The sequence below is a fragment of the Hoeflea prorocentri genome (assembly GCF_027944115.1).
Lineage (GTDB): Bacteria > Pseudomonadota > Alphaproteobacteria > Rhizobiales > Rhizobiaceae > Hoeflea_A > Hoeflea_A prorocentri.
On the sequence record NZ_JAPJZI010000001.1, the window covers coordinates 1,736,031 to 1,752,192 of the forward strand.

Below are 16,162 nucleotides of genomic sequence, written 5' to 3' on the forward strand. Positions count from 1 at the left end.
GAAGGGACATGCCGATCAGTATCACCATGCCAGCGCTTTCCCCGACGATGGAAGAGGGCAATCTCGCCAAGTGGCTCGTCAAGGAAGGCGATAACGTCTCCTCCGGCGACGTGATCGCCGAGATTGAAACCGACAAGGCGACCATGGAAGTCGAAGCGGTGGATGAAGGCGTCGTCGCAAAGATCCTCGTTCCCGAGGGCACCGAGGGCGTCAAGGTCAATGCGCCGATCGCCATTCTCGCCGAGGAGGGCGAAGATGCGTCTGCCGCTGCAAGCGCGTCTCCAGCTCCAGCAGAGCCTGCGCCCGCGGCGCCGGCCCCGACACCTGCTGCATCAGAGCCTGCAGCGGTCGCACCCGCTGCTGCTCCGGCCGTTGTAACGCCGGCTCAAAATACTGCAGGCGGCCGGATCTTCTCATCTCCTCTGGCACGGCGTATCGCCGCAGAGGCAGGTCTCGATCTCTCGGCGATCAAGGGGACCGGGCCGCATGGCAGGATTGTCAGGCGCGATGTGGACGCGGCCATTGCGGGCGGTGCCAAGGCTGCGCCTGCCGCTGCTGCACCGGCGCCCGCCGCCGCGCCATCGGACGATCAGACACTCAAACTGTTCGAGGACGGGTCATACGAGCTCGTTCCGCACGACAATATGCGCAAGACGATTGCGAAACGTCTGGTCGAATCCAAACAGACCGTTCCGCATTTCTACCTGACGGTCGAATGTGAGCTGGATGGGCTTTTGTCTCTGCGCAAACAGCTTAACGAGTCTGCGCCCGTTCGCGATGACAAGCCGGCCTTCAAATTGTCGGTGAACGATTTTGTCATCAAGGCAATGGCTCTGGCCTTGCGTGATGTCCCGGATGCCAATGCGTCCTGGACCGAAAGCAACATGGTCATGCACAAGCATTCCGATGTCGGGGTTGCCGTGTCGATACCGGGCGGCTTGATCACTCCGATTGTCCGACAGGCCGAACTCAAATCGCTGTCGACCATTTCCAACGAGATGAAGGACCTTGCCGGGCGGGCACGGGACCGCAAGCTCATGCCGCAGGAATATCAGGGTGGAACAACGGCCGTCTCCAATCTCGGAATGTTCGGGGTCAAGGAGTTCTCCGCCGTCATAAACCCACCGCACGCGACCATACTTGCCGTGGGGGCCGGGGAGCAGAGGGCGGTTGTAAAGGACGGAACACTGGCCGTTGCGACGGTCATGTCGGTCACGTTGTCGACCGATCACCGCGCCGTGGACGGGGCCCTTGGCGCGCAGCTTCTTGCAGCATTCAAAGGTTATATCGAGAATCCGTTCGCGATGCTCGTATAGCGCTTGCCTTAAGTCAAACGAGGAGAGGAGGTCTACATGTCGGACCAATTTGACAAAAAGGATATCGAGGAAGCCATCGAAAAGCTGAAAGCGGCCTGGGGCTGGTTGGTCGCTATTGGCATCATATCGCTGATTGGCGGCTTTCTGTCATTTGCCAATCCCATGCAGGCGACCCTGGCGGTCGACTATATTGCCGGTTTCATGTTCATTCTGGTCGGTGTTGCGCAGGTCATTCAGGCCTTTTCGACACGCGGGGCCGGCGATTTCATGTGGACACTCGGCGTCGGCATTCTGACACTGCTGGTCGGTGCGGTTCTTGTCGGTAATCCGGTTGCCGGCGCTGCGTCACTGACGATTATCGTTGCCGTTCTTCTGATCGTGCTTGGGGGAGCGAAGATCGCCTATTCCATCTCCATGCGGCCGGCGGCTGGCTGGGGATGGGTGACGGTTTCGGGAATTGTATCCGTGTTTCTTGGCGTCCTCATCTTTGCCGAGTTTCCCTGGGCGGCGACTTCGGTTCTCGGGCTTTTCCTCGGCGTGGAACTGACCTTCAACGGCGTTGCGCTGTTGATGACCGGTCTTGCGCTCAGGAAAAGCTGACAAACAAACAAAGGGCGGCGAATGCCGCCCTTCCAGACTGCCAGTGGCATGAACATGCCCAGATATCAGGAGACCAGGCGTGTCCAACACATATGACGTCATCATTATCGGATCCGGACCTGGCGGCTATGTAACCGCCGTTCGCGCAGCACAGCTTGGCTTGAAGACCGCCATTGTTGAGCGTGAACACCTGGGCGGCATCTGCCTGAACTGGGGTTGTATTCCGACAAAAGCATTGCTGCGTTCGGCGGAAATTCTTCACTTTGCCGAACATGCGGACAATTACGGGCTCAAGTTGGAAGGCAAGGTCTCGGCGGATATCAAGGCCGTCGTCGAGCGCTCGCGCGGCGTATCCGGACGGTTGAACGCCGGTATCGGCTTCCTGATGAAGAAAAACAAGGTCGATGTGATCTGGGGTGAAGCAAAGATAACAAAGGCGGCCAAGGGCAGCACGCCGGCGGAGGTCGTCGTCGGCAAGCCGACGAAGAAAGCGATGGAGCCGCAACACCCGGCTCCGAAGAATACGCTGGGTGAGGGAACCTACAAGGCCACGAATGTGATTGTCGCCACCGGCGCGAGGCCGCGTGTCCTTCCCGGAATAGAACCGGACGGAAAGCTGATCTGGACCTATTTCGAAGCGATGGTGCCGCAGACCCAGCCCAAGTCGATGGTGGTCATGGGCTCCGGTGCGATCGGTATCGAATTTGCAAGTTTCTACAATGCCATGGGTGTCGACGTTACGGTGGTCGAGCTGATGCCGACCATCATGCCGGTTGAGGATGCAGAGATTTCCGGTCTGGCCCGAAAGGCGCTTGAACGCGCTGGCCTGAAGTTCATTACCGAAGCCAAGGTTACCAAGGTCGAGAAGGGCGCAAACAACGTCACCGCCCATGTTGAGACCAAGGATGGCAAGACACAAGCCATTACCGCAGACCGGCTTATTTCAGCCGTAGGTGTTCAAGGCAATATCGAGAATCTTGGACTTGAGGCGCTCGGTGTGACAACCGATCGCGGCTGTGTTGTCATCGACGGTTATGGCAAAACCAATGTCGAGGGCATATATGCCATTGGTGACGTTGCCGGCCCGCCCATGCTTGCGCACAAGGCAGAGCATGAGGGCGTTATCTGCATCGAGAAGATCGCCGGTGTTCCTGGCGTGCACCCGATGGACAAGAACAAGATCCCGGGCTGCACCTATTGCGATCCGCAGGTTGCAAGTGTCGGCCTGACCGAGGCGAAGGCCAAGGAGGCAGGTCATGACATCCGGGTCGGGCGCTTCCAGTTTAGTGCGAACGGCAAGGCCATCGCACTTGGCGAGGACAAGGGCCTCATCAAGACGATTTTCGACAAGAAGACCGGTGAACTTCTCGGGGCACACATGGTCGGTGCGGAGGTAACGGAACTGATTCAGGGGTTTGTGGTCGCTATGAACCTGGAAACCACTGAGGAAGAGCTGATGCATACCGTTTTCCCGCATCCGACCCTATCTGAGATGATGAAGGAAAGTGTGCTTGACGCATACGGCCGCGCGCTGAATGCTTAGGCGGCGTTAAAAACAGGAGAGCGGATATGGGTTGGTTAATGTTTCTTCTTATCGGTCTGATAGCCGGCTTCATTGCCGAGAAGGTGATGAAGCGGAACCATGGGCTGATCAAAAACCTGGTTGTCGGGGTTGTTGGAGCCTTTGTTGGCGGATTTCTGGCGCAACAGGTCGGGATCGCTTATGCAGGCTTTGTCGGCACACTCATTGTCGCAACGGTCGGAGCCATTATCGTCCTGTGGCTGTTTGCACTGTTGGCAGGCCGCTAGAGGTTACTGGGATACAAACCATGGTCACCGTCGTCGATACGATTTCAGGAGAAAAGCGGGTCAGGCATCCGGAAAAGGCGCATCGACCCGACAATGAGGTCGCGCGCAAGCCGGCCTGGATTCGCGTCAAGGCCCCGACGTCGAAAGGGTATCAGGAAACCCGCGACATCGTGAAATCGAACAATCTGGTAACGGTTTGCGAGGAGGCGGGCTGCCCGAATATCGGAAGCTGCTGGCAGCAGAAGCATGCCAGCTTCATGATCATGGGCGAAATCTGTACGCGTGCCTGTGCCTTCTGCAATGTGGCAACCGGCAAGCCGGCATCGCTGGATCCGAATGAACCCGAAAATGTGGCGAAAGCCGTCCAGCAGATGGGGCTCAAGCACGTTGTTGTCACATCCGTTGACCGGGACGATCTGGCCGACGGCGGTGCGCAGCATTTTGTGGAAACCATCAGAGCGATACGGCAGGCGTCACCCAGCACGACGATTGAAATCCTGACGCCGGACTTTTTGCGCAAGGATGGCGCTCTGGAGACCGTCGTGGCTGCCCGGCCGGACGTTTTCAATCACAATCTTGAGACCGTTCCGTCGAACTACCTGACGGTGAGGCCCGGTGCCCGGTATTTCCATTCCATTCGCCTGCTGCAGCGTGTGAAGGAAATCGATCCGGACATGTTCACCAAATCGGGGATCATGGTCGGCCTCGGCGAAGAGCGCAACGAAGTGCTGCAGCTGATGGACGATCTGCGGGTTGCCGATGTCGACTTCCTGACAATCGGCCAGTATCTGCAGCCGACACCCAAACACCACAGGGTGGAAGCGTTTATCAGCCCGGATGAATTCAAGTCCTATGAGGCGGTTGCCTATTCAAAGGGATTTCTGATGGTATCAGCAAGCCCGCTGACGCGGTCGTCACACCATGCAGGCGACGACTTTGCAAAACTGCAGGCTGCGCGCGCCGCGCGGCGCGGCGTAACCATGTGATGATCAGGACCGCCGGACAGACCGCAGCCTATGCCTAAATATGACACAAAGCGCTTCGTGGCACACGAGCCGCAGCATATGTTCGCGCTGGTCGCAGACATCGAGAAATACCCGCAGTTTCTGCCTCTTTGTGATTCGCTCAAAATACGCAATCGCAAGGAGCGGGGCGACAAAACCCTGCTGGTTGCTGATATGACCGTGGGGTACAAAGCCATTCGGGAGACTTTTACCAGCCAGGTGCTGCTGAGCCCTGAGGATTCGGTCATCGACGTCAAATATCTCGACGGGCCGTTCCGTTATCTCAACAACCGCTGGGGTTTCGAACCGGCCGGCAATGGCGGGTGCGATGTGTCGTTCTTTATCGACTACGAGTTCAAGAGCAGGACGCTCGGCCTGTTGATGGGTGGTATGTTCGACCGGGCGTTTCGCATGTTTGCCGAAGCGTTCGAGAAGCGCGCGGACGAGATTTACGGCAAAAGCCACTGAAATTCCTGATGTGCGCAGTTAAGCCGGATCATTAAAGAACAAAATTCAGCGTTTTGACGCAATCTTTGCAAAGCCGATCCACAGGCAGCGCCATATACAATCCAATTTCAAAGACGCTATTGTGAGTGAGACGAAACCGGAACAGATTATAGGTCAGTATTGTTGTCGTAATTAACGGTTGAAGCTGCCGAAGCGGCTCGCCAGAAAGCGAGACATTGATGAACGACTACGGACCGCTTTCCTTCAAGGTGCCGGAGCCACCTGTTCGGCCGGGTGATGAGCCGGATTTCTCCGACTTCGAAGTTCCGAGGGCCGGGACTGTCCGCAAACCGGACATCGATACCGATGCCCGCGATATCAAGGATCTGGCAACAACCATGATCCGCGTCCTGAACCGGGACGCCGAGGCGGTTGGCCCATGGGCCGAAGATATCGACAAGGACCTGCTCTTGCACGCACTGCGCTCGATGCTAAAGACGCGGGCCTTTGACGAACGCATGATGACGCTTCAGCGCCAGGGCAAAACGTCCTTCTACATGAAATGCACAGGCGAGGAGGCGATCGCCATCGGACAACAGCTTGCGCTGTCGCCAGGTGACATGAATTTTCCGACCTACCGGCAACAGGGCCTGCTGCTTTGTCAAGATTATCCGGTCGTCGACATGATTTGCCAGATTCTCTCGAACGCCCGCGATCCGTTGCATGGCCGGCAACTGCCGGTTCTCTATTCCTCCAAGAAGCATGGTTTTTTCACGATTTCCGGTAATCTCGGAACCCAGTATATTCATGCGGTCGGTTGGGCCATGGCGTCGGCGATCAAGGGCGATACAAAGATTGCCGCGGCCTGGATCGGTGACGGCTCCACCGCCGAGAGCGACTTTCATGCCGCTCTCGTCAATGCATCGGTCTACAAGCCGCCGGTGGTCCTCAATATCGTCAACAATCAGTGGGCGATCTCCTCGTTTCAAGGCATTGCGGGCGGGGATTCGGCGACCTTTGCCGAAAGGGCCCTCGGCTTTGGCATCCCATCCTTGCGGGTGGACGGCAATGATTTCATGGCGGTCCATGCGGCGTCGAAATGGGCGGTTGAAAGAGCGCGCCGCAATCTCGGTCCGACCCTGATCGAATGGGTGACCTACCGGGTGGCACCGCATTCGACATCGGATGATCCGAGCAGGTATCGCCCGCGCGAGGAATCATCGGCGTGGCCTTTGGGCGACCCGATCCTGAGGCTGAAAAATCACCTTATTAAAAAGGGGAACTGGAGCGAGGAACGCCACACCCAGGCGGAAGCCGAATTTGACGAGGAAATGCGGGTGGCGGCCAAGGAAGCCGAATCCTATGGCGTCATGGGAGGCGGCTCCAGCGCGCGCGACATCTTCGAGGACGTCTTTAAGGACATGCCGCCGCATCTTGTTGCACAACGCCAGAAGCTGGGGGTTTAGTCATGGTCCAGATGACGATGATCGAGGCTATCCGCAGCGCCATGGATGTGATGATGGAGCGCGACGATGGCGTCGTCGTCTTTGGCGAGGATGTGGGATATTTCGGTGGTGTATTCCGTTGCACGGCCGGTCTTCAGAAGAAATACGGCGCGTCGCGGGTGTTCGACAGTCCGATCAACGAGAGCGGTATTGTCGGAGCCGGGATCGGTATGGCGGTCTACGGCCTTAGACCCTGCATTGAGGTGCAGTTTGCCGACTACATCTATCCGGCCTATGACCAGATCGTGTCGGAGGCCGCACGTATCCGCTATCGGTCCGCTAATGATTTTACAGCACCGATCACGATCAGAAGCCCTGTCGGAGGCGGCATTTTCGGCGGCCAGACGCACAGTCAGAGCCCGGAGGCTCTCTTTACGCACGTGTCAGGTCTCAAGACCATCATGCCGTCAACGCCCTACGACGCGAAGGGTCTGCTCATTTCGGCGATCGAAGATGACGACCCGGTGATCTTCTTTGAGCCCAAGCGGCTTTACAACGGACCGTTTGACGGCCACCACGACCGTCCGGCCCAAAACTGGAACAGCCATCCGCTCGGCAATGTTCCCGAAGACTATTATACACTGCCCATCGGCAAGGCTGCGGTGCGCAGAGAGGGCAGTGCCGTTACAATCGTTACCTACGGGACCATGTGTTTTGTTGCCGAGGCCGCGGTCCAGGAAACCGGGATCGACGCGGAGATCATTGATCTGAGAACGCTGTTGCCGCTCGATATCGATACCATCGCCCAGTCGGTAAAAAAGACCGGCCGCTGCATGGTTCTTCACGAAGCGACGCTGACATCGGGGTTCGGCGCCGAGCTGTCCGCCCAGTTACAGGAGCAGTGTTTCTATCATCTGGAAGCGCCGATCATACGGGTTACGGGCTGGGATACGCCCTATCCGCATGCGCAGGAATGGGATTATTTTCCCGGTCCCGCACGGGTCGGGCGTGAACTGAAAGAACTGACGGAGGCTGCGTGATGGGAATACACACGATCAAGATGCCAGATGTCGGTGAAGGCATTACCGAAGCGGAAATTGTCGAGTGGAATGTGTCGGTTGGCGATCTGGTCCGCGAAGATCAGCTGCTCGCCGCTGTCATGACGGACAAGGCGACGGTTGAGATTCCATCTCCCGTAGAAGGCAAGATCCTGACCATTGACGGCGAGGTCGGGGCGATGACAGCTGTCGGCGCGACCATCATTACCATCAATGTCGAAAACGGTGATGGCTCTGTCGAAGAGGCGCCATCACTGCAACCCGCAAAGGCATCGGAGACCGATCAGGAAAAGATGCCGCCTGAAACGCGGCAGGACGTGGCGGAGAACGTCAAGCCTTCCGTACCGATGTCTCCACCCGTAGAGGCCAGAACACCAATGGCTGCGCCAAGCGGTGCTCCGCGCCCGGAGGGGGAGCGTCCTATCGCAGCGCCCAGCGTGCGCAAGCGGGCAAGGGATGCCGGTATCGAACTGGTCTATGTGCGCGGTAGCGGCCCGGCCGGGCGCATTCTCCATGAGGATCTGGACGCCTACATTGCCGGCAAGTCCGAGCCCGTCAGTTCAGCCTTTCAGCCAAACAACACGATCACCGAGACAAAGGTGATCGGTCTGCGGCGTAAGATTGCCGAACGCATGCAGGACGCAAAGGCCCGCATTCCCCACATCACCTATGTAGATGAGGTGGATATGACGGAGCTGGAAGATCTGCGTCAGCACCTGAACATCCAAAGGCAGGAAGGTCAGCCCAAGTTGACGCTTTTGCCTTTCATCATGCGGGCCATGGTCAAGGCGCTGAAGGCGTATCCGAAGCTGAGCGCACATTTTGAGGATGACGCCGGTATACTTCGGCAGTTCGGTGCGGCGCATATCGGCATGGCAGTTCAGACAGCCAACGGTCTTGTTGTCGCTGTTGTGCGAAATGCCGAAGCGCGTGACATCTGGAACATTGCCTCTGAGGCGCAAAGGCTGGCCGACGCAGCGCGTGACGGCACGATCACGCGTGAGGAACTGACCGGTTCGACCATCACTCTGTCCAGCCTCGGTTCGATGGGCGGCATTGTTTCGACCCCCGTTATCAATAGTCCCGAGGTTGCCGTGGTGGGCGTAAACAAAATCGCCATGCGGCCCGTCTACCAGGACGGTGCATTCGTTCCGCGAAAGATGATGAACCTGTCGTCGTCCTTCGACCACCGCATTGTCGACGGCTGGGATGCGGCGGAGTTCATTCAGCATATTCGCGGTTCGCTGGAGACACCGGCGACACTCTTTATGGAGCCGTAAATGAACTATCTTTCCTGTGAGGTCCTGGTCATCGGCGGCGGTCCTGGCGGATATGTGACAGCGATCCGCGCGGGGCAGCTCGGCCTCGATACAATCCTTGTCGAAAAGAAAGAGCTCGGCGGCACCTGCCTCAATGTCGGCTGCATTCCCTCAAAGGCCATGATCCATGTCGCCGATGAGTTCGAGGCCGCCGTCAAGGCTTCACAAGGCAAGGTGCCCGGCATATCAGTCAAGACCCCGAAACTCGACCTGGTTCAAGCGATCGAATGGAAAGACGGTATTGTAAAGCGTCTCAATGGCGGCGTCGCCGGATTGCTTAAGAAGGCGGGCGTGACAGTGATAAACGGTCAAGCCCGTATGCGTGACGGCAAGACATGTAGCGTTGCGGGGGAGAAAGAATCATCCCAGATCAAGGCGAAATTTGTCGTTCTTGCGCCGGGGTCCGAACCGGTGGAGCTCGAAGCCCTGCCGTTTGGCGGCCATGTGATCTCGTCGACGCAAGCCTTGCGACTTGAAAGCCTGCCCAGGAAACTTGCCGTCGTCGGCGGCGGCTATATCGGTCTTGAGCTGGGAACGGCATTTGCAAAAATGGGCTCCAAGGTGACGGTGCTTGAAGCATCTGACCGATTGCTGCCGCAATACGACAAGGAGCTCTCCGATGTCGTTGCAAAGCAGCTGAAGAAACTCGGGATCATCGTGCATCTCAATGCCCGCGCCGGCGCGTTGGAGAAGGATGGCAAATCGCTTTCGGCGACCGATGGCGATGGAAAGCCGTTTTCGGTGGAAGTTGATAAGGTTCTTGTGACGGTGGGGCGCAAGCCGCGCCTCGACGGGTGGGGCCTGCGCGAGCTGCAACTGACGATGGATGGCGGCTTCATCGCCATTGACAGCGAGTGTCGTACATCCATGACGGATGTGTTTGCAATCGGCGATGTGACCGGCGAGCCGATGCTGGCGCACCGGGCAATGGCCCAGGGAGAAGTGGTGGCCGAACTGATTGCCGGAAAGCCTCGAGCTTTCGAGCCGGCTGCGATCCCTGCCGTCTGTTTTACCGACCCGGAGATCGTGTCGGTCGGCCTGTCACCCGATGAGGCGCGGAATGCCGGTTATGATGTCATAACAGGCAAGTTTCCCCTTGCTGCCAATGGAAGGGCGATGACACTCAATGCCGAGGCCGGTTTTGTGCGAGTTGTGGCGCGCAAGGACAATGAGCTGGTGCTCGGTATTCAGGCGGTGGGTACAAATATTTCTGAATTTGCTTCCGGCTTTTCAGCAGCGCTTGAGCTTGGTGCCTGCCTTGAGGATATCGCGTCGACAATCCATGCGCATCCGACACAAGGCGAGGGGATACAGGAAGCGGCAATGGTTGCGCTTGGTCAGGGCCTGCATATCTAATTCACGTCTAATTTACGCCGGGGCAATCCAAGGCGGGCGCAAAGCGGCAGATGGTGAAATTCACTAACCCGGTAGAAATGGGCAATGAAGCCGAAAAGGACGGGACATCCGGAAAGGCAATTGCCCCGCTGATCGAGACCGTCGATGCGCAGCCATCCTATTTCGCTTTGGAAAATGGCAGGCGAATGGCCGCCATCATCTTCGAGGAGAATGATCAGGCACGCATGCCAGTGATTAGTGAACCTCTTTATTGCAGCTCTGAATGCATCTGTTGAGATTCAACCGGTCTTGACCCTACAGCGCGGGCTTTAAGGCTACGTCGCCGTCTCGGCTGTTTCGATCAAGGCTTCCAGCGCTCGTTTGACAGTCGCCTGGCGAATAGGGGCGCGGCCGATATCGCCGAAGAGAAGTTTCTCATACCGGGTTTGCGTGCCTCTGCAGGCGAGGCCCATATAAACAAGCCCAACCGGCTTGTCCGGCGAGCCGCCGCCCGGCCCGGCAATGCCGGTCACCGAAATCGCGATTTCGGCTCTCGAGCGGGCGAGGGCGCCGTCGGCCATCTCGACAGCTGTTTGCCACGAAACGGCGCCGTGTTCTGCTAGTGTGCTATACGACACCCCGACCAGATCCCGCTTGGCTTCGTTTGAGTAGGTGACGAACCCGCGATCGAAAACAGCCGAGGAGCCTGCGATATCCGTGATTGCTGCTGCGATCATTCCCCCTGTACAGGATTCCACCGTGGCGACCATCCTTGCCTGACTGGTCATCAGTTCCACCAGCTTACCGGCAAGGTCTGTGTTATCAGTCATCCGTGTCATATCCATAAACTACGGTCGCCGTGGCGATTGCGGCAATACCTTCGCGGCGGCCGATAAAGCCGATCCGCTCGTTCGTGGTTGCTTTGACCGAGCAGCGTTCTACTGGAATAGAAAGGATTTCACCCAGTTTGCTGCGCATGGCGGCTTTATGCGGGCCGATTTTGGGGGCTTCGCAGATCAGCGTAATGTCCACGTTTGAAATGACGCCGCCGGCCTTGCGGACCAGCTCTGCAGCGTGTTCGAGGAAGATGTGTGATGCCGCGCCTTCCCATTGCGGGTCGGTGGGAGGGAAGTGATCACCAATATCCCCCTGGCCGCAGGTGGCCAGAAGCGCATCGGTCAGCGCATGCAGAGCGACATCTGCATCGGAGTGGCCGGACAGCGCCTGGTCATTGGCGATTTCCAGGCCGCAGAGCGTCACACTGTTTCCGGCGATATGCGCGTGCACGTCGTATCCGTTTCCGGTACGGACGTCCGGAATGGCGTTTGTCAGGTTTTTCCGCCCCAGCTTTTCGTCCGCCAATGCAATGTCTCCCGCGGTCGTCAGTTTCACGTTTTCCGGATCACCGCCAACGAGATCGACGGGTATCTTTGCCCATTCGGCAATGCTGCAATCATCGGTAAATTCGCCGTCACTGTTCAGGGATGCCCGCTGATGGGCATCGAAGATTGCCGCGAATTCGAACCCTTGCGGTGTTTGAGCGGCAAACAGGCCGCGGCGCGGGACGGTTCCGTCCACACGGTCACCGTGGAACGCGTTCTTTAACGTGTCGGCCACGGCAATGGCGGGCAGGGCGGCCATGGATCCATTGCGCAGTCTCGCAATGACGCGGTCAATCAGAGGCCCGTTAGCGAAAGGCCGCACGCCGTCATGAATGAGAACGTGGCTCAGGCCCGCATCGGACAGGGCCTCTAGACCTTTCAAGACCGATTCCTGCCGGTTTGCACCGCCTTCGACAATTGTCAGCACGGCGGGCTGGCTGCAGTTTTGCAGCGCCCGATCGAAGAGAGAATGGTCGTCTGCATGGATGACAACGGCGATTGCGTCGATGTCCGGATGGTTCTTGAAACTGTCGATCGTCCAGGCAAGAACTTGTCTGCCGCCGATGGGGCGGTATTGCTTCGGCGCGCTGCCGGGCTCTCCGGCGCGTTCACCGCGTCCGGCTGCTACGATAACCGCTCCGACTGTGTCCTTGTCCGCCATGCCTGCCTGTTATATGCGAATTCGTCATGATGCTGTAACGGGCCTTCGTCTGTTTGACCAGCATCCTTGTTTCCGGTTTTCCTTGTTTTTTTCACGGCGTTGCATAAAAAGCGTGCAGTCTGGTAGCGTGCCTGATAATAGTGCAAATACGATGATCAATGAATCTTTCAACATAGGCCCGGTTCAGGTGCGAAATCGCGCAATCCTTGCGCCGATGTCCGGTATCAGTGATTTGCCGTTTCGCCGGTTGGCATGGCGATATGGAGCCGGGCTTGTCGTAACCGAAATGATTGCCAGTCGTGAACTCATTTGTGACCGGGACGAATCCTGGGTTCGCATGCAGGGTGCCGGGATTACGCCACATGTTGTGCAAATTGCCGGACGAGAGGCAGGCTGGATGGGTGAAGCTGCAATCATTGCTGAGGCCAATGGAGCCGATGTTATCGACATCAACATGGGTTGCCCGGCCAAGAAGGTCACAGGCGGTTATTCCGGCTCGGCGCTTATGCGTGATCTCGACCATGCTGTTGGCCTGATCGGAGCAACCGTTGCGGCGGTGAAGGTGCCGGTGACGGTCAAGATGCGCCTTGGCTGGGACGAAAACTCGCTCAACGCTCCGGAACTTGCGCGCCGGGCAGAACTGGCAGGCGCGCAGATGATTACCGTTCATGGCCGCACCCGCGCGCAGTTTTACACCGGCACCGCGGACTGGCAGGCCATTGCCCGTGTAAGGGAGGCCGTTTCAGTGCCGCTTGTGGCGAATGGCGACATCGAGACACTGAATGATGTGGAGATGGCCCGTTCGCAAAGCGGAGCGGATGCGGTCATGATTGGCCGAGCCGCCCAGGGACGGCCCTGGCTTGTCGGCGAGATTGCCGGCCATGATGCCGGCCCGACCACCTCTAAAGCAATCCTGACGCTCATTGAGGAGCACTACCGGATGAGCCTTGACCACTATGGCGAAGGTGTTGGCGTTCGGCATTTTCGCAAACATCTTGGTTGGTATCTTGGCTTGCATGCGCCTGCATGTCCGGCGGAACTCAAAGCATCCATCATGACGTCGCGCGATCCGCAACAGGTGCTCGCCGGGCTGGGCGAAGCATTTGATGCGATCCCCATGGAAGACGAAGGCAACCTGGCCGCAGCATGAGCAAGACCGATACGCCCATTGCGGACTTCAGCGCCGAAAGCGCGCATGTGGTCCTCGACGCAATCAGACACCCGGTGATCATGGTCGATGTGGAGAACCATATCTCCTTTGCCAACTGGGAAGCTGAGTCCTTCTTCGGCGCCAGCCGTGCGCAGCTGTCACGTCGCAAGCTGAGTAGCTATATCCCATTTGGAAGTCCGCTCCTTGCGCTGATCGAGCAGGTGAGGGAGCGCCGCGCGCCGGTCAATGAATACCGGGTCGACGTCAGTTCCCCCAAACTCGGAAACGACCGACTTGTCGATATTTATGTCGCGCCCGTTGCCGATCAGAGCGGTTCCGTCGTGGTTCTCTTTCAAGAGCGCTCGATGGCCGACAAGATTGACCGGCAACTTACGCACAGGTCCGCTGCCCGTTCCGTGACCGGTTTGGCGTCCATGCTTGCCCATGAGATCAAGAACCCGCTTTCAGGCATAAGGGGCGCGGCGCAACTCCTTGAGATGTCTGTTGGTGATGAAGACCGTGCATTGACACGACTGATCAGGGACGAAACAGACCGGATTGTATCGCTGGTCGATCGTATGGAGATCTTTTCCGACGAGCGGCCTGTCGATCGGGAGCCGGTGAATATCCATGCCGTGCTCGATCATGTGAAGGCGCTCGCTTCGGCGGGTTTTGCGAAAAATATCAAGATCATAGAAAACTACGATCCGTCACTGCCGCCGGTTTTTGCCAATCGCGACCAGCTGATCCAGGTGTTTCTCAACCTGATAAAGAATGCCAGCGAGGCGCTGGGAGAGCAGTCCAATGGTGAAATCACGCTGACCACGGCCTACAGGCCGGGAATCCGGCTCTCGATACCGGGCGCAAGTGAACGCGTATCATTGCCATTGGAATTTTGTGTTCAGGACAACGGACCAGGCGTTCCGGCGGATATTCTGCCGCATCTTTTTGATCCGTTCATTACGACAAAGATCAACGGGTCCGGGCTTGGCCTTGCGCTTGTCGCAAAAATCGTCGGCGACCATGGCGGCATTGTCGAATGTGACAGCCATGGCAACAGAACCGTTTTCAGGATTTTGATGCCGGCATCGAAGGATACAAACCCGGTTTCCGGGGAGACAGGTATATGAGTAAAGCCACAATTCTGGTTGCCGATGATGACGCGGCGATCCGTACCGTCCTCAATCAGGCGCTGTCGCGCGCCGGTTACGATGTGCGTATTACATCGAATGCGGCGACGCTTTGGCGCTGGGTGGCTGCCGGTGATGGCGATCTCGTCGTCACAGATGTCGTCATGCCCGACGAAAATGCTTTCGACCTCCTGCCGCGGATAAAGAAGGCGCGTCCGGATCTTCCTGTGCTTGTCATGAGTGCGCAAAACACCTTCATGACGGCCATCAAGGCGTCCGAACGCGGGGCCTATGAATATTTACCGAAACCGTTCGACCTGACAGAAATGATCTCCATTGTCGGACGGGCTCTGTCTGAGCCTAAACCGGCGGCACGGCACAAGGATGAGGATCTGGGCGAGGGCATGCCGCTTGTCGGGCGCTCAGCCGCCATGCAGGAAATCTATCGTGTGCTGGCGCGTCTCATGCAGACCGATCTGACGCTGATGATCACCGGGGAATCGGGAACAGGCAAGGAGCTCGTGGCGCGTGCGCTGCATGATTACGGAAAGCGCAGGAACGGTCCGTTCGTCGCGATTAACATGGCAGCCATCCCACGCGATCTTATCGAGTCGGAACTGTTCGGCCATGAGAAGGGTGCCTTTACCGGCGCGCAGACGCGCTCCAGCGGCCGCTTTGAACAGGCGGAAGGCGGAACGCTTTTCCTTGATGAGATCGGCGACATGCCGATGGATGCGCAGACACGCCTCCTACGGGTTCTGCAGCAAGGGGAATATACGACCGTTGGCGGGCGAACGCCGATCCGCACCGATGTTCGGATCGTAGCGGCAACAAACAAGGACCTGAAGACATCCATTAACCAGGGCCTCTTCCGGGAGGACCTGTTTTATCGGCTTAACGTTGTTCCCTTGCGCTTGCCGCCGCTTCGTGACCGTGCCGAGGACATCCCCGATCTCGTGCGTCATTTCAGCAACGAGGCGGAGAAAGAAGGGCTGCAGGCAAAACGCTTCGAACGCACTGCTCTTGAAAGGCTGAAACGGTATCCTTGGCCCGGAAATGTCCGTGAACTTGAAAACTTCGTGCGCCGTATAACCGCGCTTTATCCACAGGATGCAATCACCGAAGAGATCGTCGATACGGAATTGCGGAGCGAAAGCGCGGAAGACACGGCAAGCCCGGCCGGCGGTGTTCCAGGAAATGCGACGATTTCCCAGTCTGTCGAAGAGAATATGCGCCGCTATTTCTCCCAGTTCGGCGATGAGCTTCCGCCTCCTGGCCTTTATCACCGTGTATTGGAGGAAGTGGAGTATCCGCTTGTTCTTGCGGCTCTGACCGCGACAAACGGAAATCAAATAAAGGCGGCGGAATTACTAGGTTTGAACCGGAACACCTTGCGCAAAAAAATTAGAGAACTTGGCGTTTCTGTTTACCGCTCCCCCAGAAACGCTTGACCGGTTCCAAATTGCGTTGCATTTTCGCCACAATGCGTTGCACTATGGCAACGCA

The 16,162-nt window shown here is 57.7% G+C and carries 16 protein-coding genes; 14 read left to right on the forward strand and 2 right to left on the reverse strand.

Annotated elements, in window-relative coordinates:
- Positions 1-8 precede the first annotated feature (8 nt).
- The 11 genes from OQ273_RS08080 (at position 9) to OQ273_RS08130 (ending at position 10,629) form a co-directional block, all read left to right on the forward strand.
- The gene (locus OQ273_RS08080) at positions 9-1,316 is read left to right on the forward strand and encodes a pyruvate dehydrogenase complex dihydrolipoamide acetyltransferase (RefSeq protein WP_267989939.1); all 1,308 of its coding nucleotides are present in this window, start codon (positions 9-11) and stop codon (positions 1,314-1,316) included.
- Positions 1,317-1,352: 36 nt separating this feature from the next.
- Entirely contained in the window at positions 1,353-1,916 is a 564-nt protein-coding gene (locus OQ273_RS08085) for an HdeD family acid-resistance protein (protein ID WP_267989940.1), read from the forward strand.
- A gap of 79 nt (positions 1,917-1,995) precedes the next feature.
- On the forward strand, positions 1,996-3,459 hold the full coding sequence (gene lpdA, locus OQ273_RS08090; RefSeq protein ID WP_267989941.1) for a dihydrolipoyl dehydrogenase: 1,464 nt from the start codon (positions 1,996-1,998) through the stop codon (positions 3,457-3,459).
- Between the two features lie 26 nt (positions 3,460-3,485).
- Positions 3,486-3,725 carry a GlsB/YeaQ/YmgE family stress response membrane protein gene (locus OQ273_RS08095; protein WP_267989942.1) on the forward strand — a complete coding sequence of 80 codons (240 nt, stop codon included), beginning with the start codon at positions 3,486-3,488 and terminating at the stop codon, positions 3,723-3,725.
- 20 nt (positions 3,726-3,745) lie between these two features.
- A complete protein-coding gene (gene lipA / locus OQ273_RS08100) occupies positions 3,746-4,711 on the forward strand; it encodes a lipoyl synthase (protein ID WP_267989943.1) in 966 nt (321 codons plus the stop codon).
- A 30-nt stretch (positions 4,712-4,741) separates the two neighbouring features.
- Positions 4,742-5,197: a type II toxin-antitoxin system RatA family toxin gene (locus OQ273_RS08105; protein ID WP_267989944.1), complete on the forward strand. Its 456-nt coding sequence runs from the start codon at positions 4,742-4,744 to the stop codon at positions 5,195-5,197.
- Between the two features lie 218 nt (positions 5,198-5,415).
- The gene (locus OQ273_RS08110; RefSeq protein WP_267989945.1) at positions 5,416-6,642 is read left to right on the forward strand and encodes a 3-methyl-2-oxobutanoate dehydrogenase (2-methylpropanoyl-transferring) subunit alpha; all 1,227 of its coding nucleotides are present in this window, start codon (positions 5,416-5,418) and stop codon (positions 6,640-6,642) included.
- Between the two features lie 2 nt (positions 6,643-6,644).
- Positions 6,645-7,661: an alpha-ketoacid dehydrogenase subunit beta gene (locus OQ273_RS08115; RefSeq protein WP_267989946.1), complete on the forward strand. Its 1,017-nt coding sequence runs from the start codon at positions 6,645-6,647 to the stop codon at positions 7,659-7,661.
- On the forward strand, positions 7,661-8,959 hold the full coding sequence (locus tag OQ273_RS08120) for a dihydrolipoamide acetyltransferase family protein (protein WP_267989947.1): 1,299 nt from the start codon (positions 7,661-7,663) through the stop codon (positions 8,957-8,959). The genes OQ273_RS08115 and OQ273_RS08120 overlap by 1 nt, the downstream gene beginning before the upstream one ends.
- A complete protein-coding gene (lpdA, locus tag OQ273_RS08125; protein ID WP_267989948.1) occupies positions 8,960-10,354 on the forward strand; it encodes a dihydrolipoyl dehydrogenase in 1,395 nt (464 codons plus the stop codon). It abuts the gene before it with no gap.
- A gap of 50 nt (positions 10,355-10,404) precedes the next feature.
- Positions 10,405-10,629: a hypothetical protein gene (locus OQ273_RS08130; protein WP_267989949.1), complete on the forward strand. Its 225-nt coding sequence runs from the start codon at positions 10,405-10,407 to the stop codon at positions 10,627-10,629.
- Between the two features lie 39 nt (positions 10,630-10,668).
- Here OQ273_RS08130 and OQ273_RS08135 read toward each other — a convergent pair whose 3' ends face one another.
- Together OQ273_RS08135 and OQ273_RS08140 are read right to left on the reverse strand one after the other, a co-directional pair.
- On the reverse strand, positions 10,669-11,163 hold the full coding sequence (locus tag OQ273_RS08135) for a CinA family protein (RefSeq protein ID WP_267989950.1): 495 nt from the start codon (positions 11,161-11,163) through the stop codon (positions 10,669-10,671).
- The gene (locus tag OQ273_RS08140) at positions 11,156-12,376 is read right to left on the reverse strand and encodes a bifunctional 2-C-methyl-D-erythritol 4-phosphate cytidylyltransferase/2-C-methyl-D-erythritol 2,4-cyclodiphosphate synthase (RefSeq protein ID WP_267989951.1); all 1,221 of its coding nucleotides are present in this window, start codon (positions 12,374-12,376) and stop codon (positions 11,156-11,158) included. The genes OQ273_RS08135 and OQ273_RS08140 overlap by 8 nt, the downstream gene beginning before the upstream one ends.
- A gap of 151 nt (positions 12,377-12,527) precedes the next feature.
- Here OQ273_RS08140 and dusB point away from each other — a divergent pair, with 151 nt between their 5' ends.
- From dusB to ntrC, 3 genes are read left to right on the forward strand one after another with little or no spacing between them, the layout of a single operon-like run.
- Entirely contained in the window at positions 12,528-13,526 is a 999-nt protein-coding gene (dusB, locus tag OQ273_RS08145) for a tRNA dihydrouridine synthase DusB (protein WP_267989952.1), read from the forward strand.
- Complete coding sequence (locus OQ273_RS08150; RefSeq protein ID WP_267989953.1) at positions 13,523-14,656, forward strand: two-component system sensor histidine kinase NtrB; 1,134 nt, start codon at positions 13,523-13,525, stop codon at positions 14,654-14,656. The genes dusB and OQ273_RS08150 overlap by 4 nt, the downstream gene beginning before the upstream one ends.
- Positions 14,653-16,107 (forward strand): nitrogen regulation protein NR(I), encoded by a 1,455-nt coding sequence (gene ntrC, locus OQ273_RS08155; RefSeq protein WP_267989954.1) that lies wholly within the window; start codon positions 14,653-14,655, stop codon positions 16,105-16,107. Before OQ273_RS08150 ends, ntrC begins: the two co-directional genes overlap by 4 nt.
- Positions 16,108-16,162 lie beyond the last annotated feature (55 nt).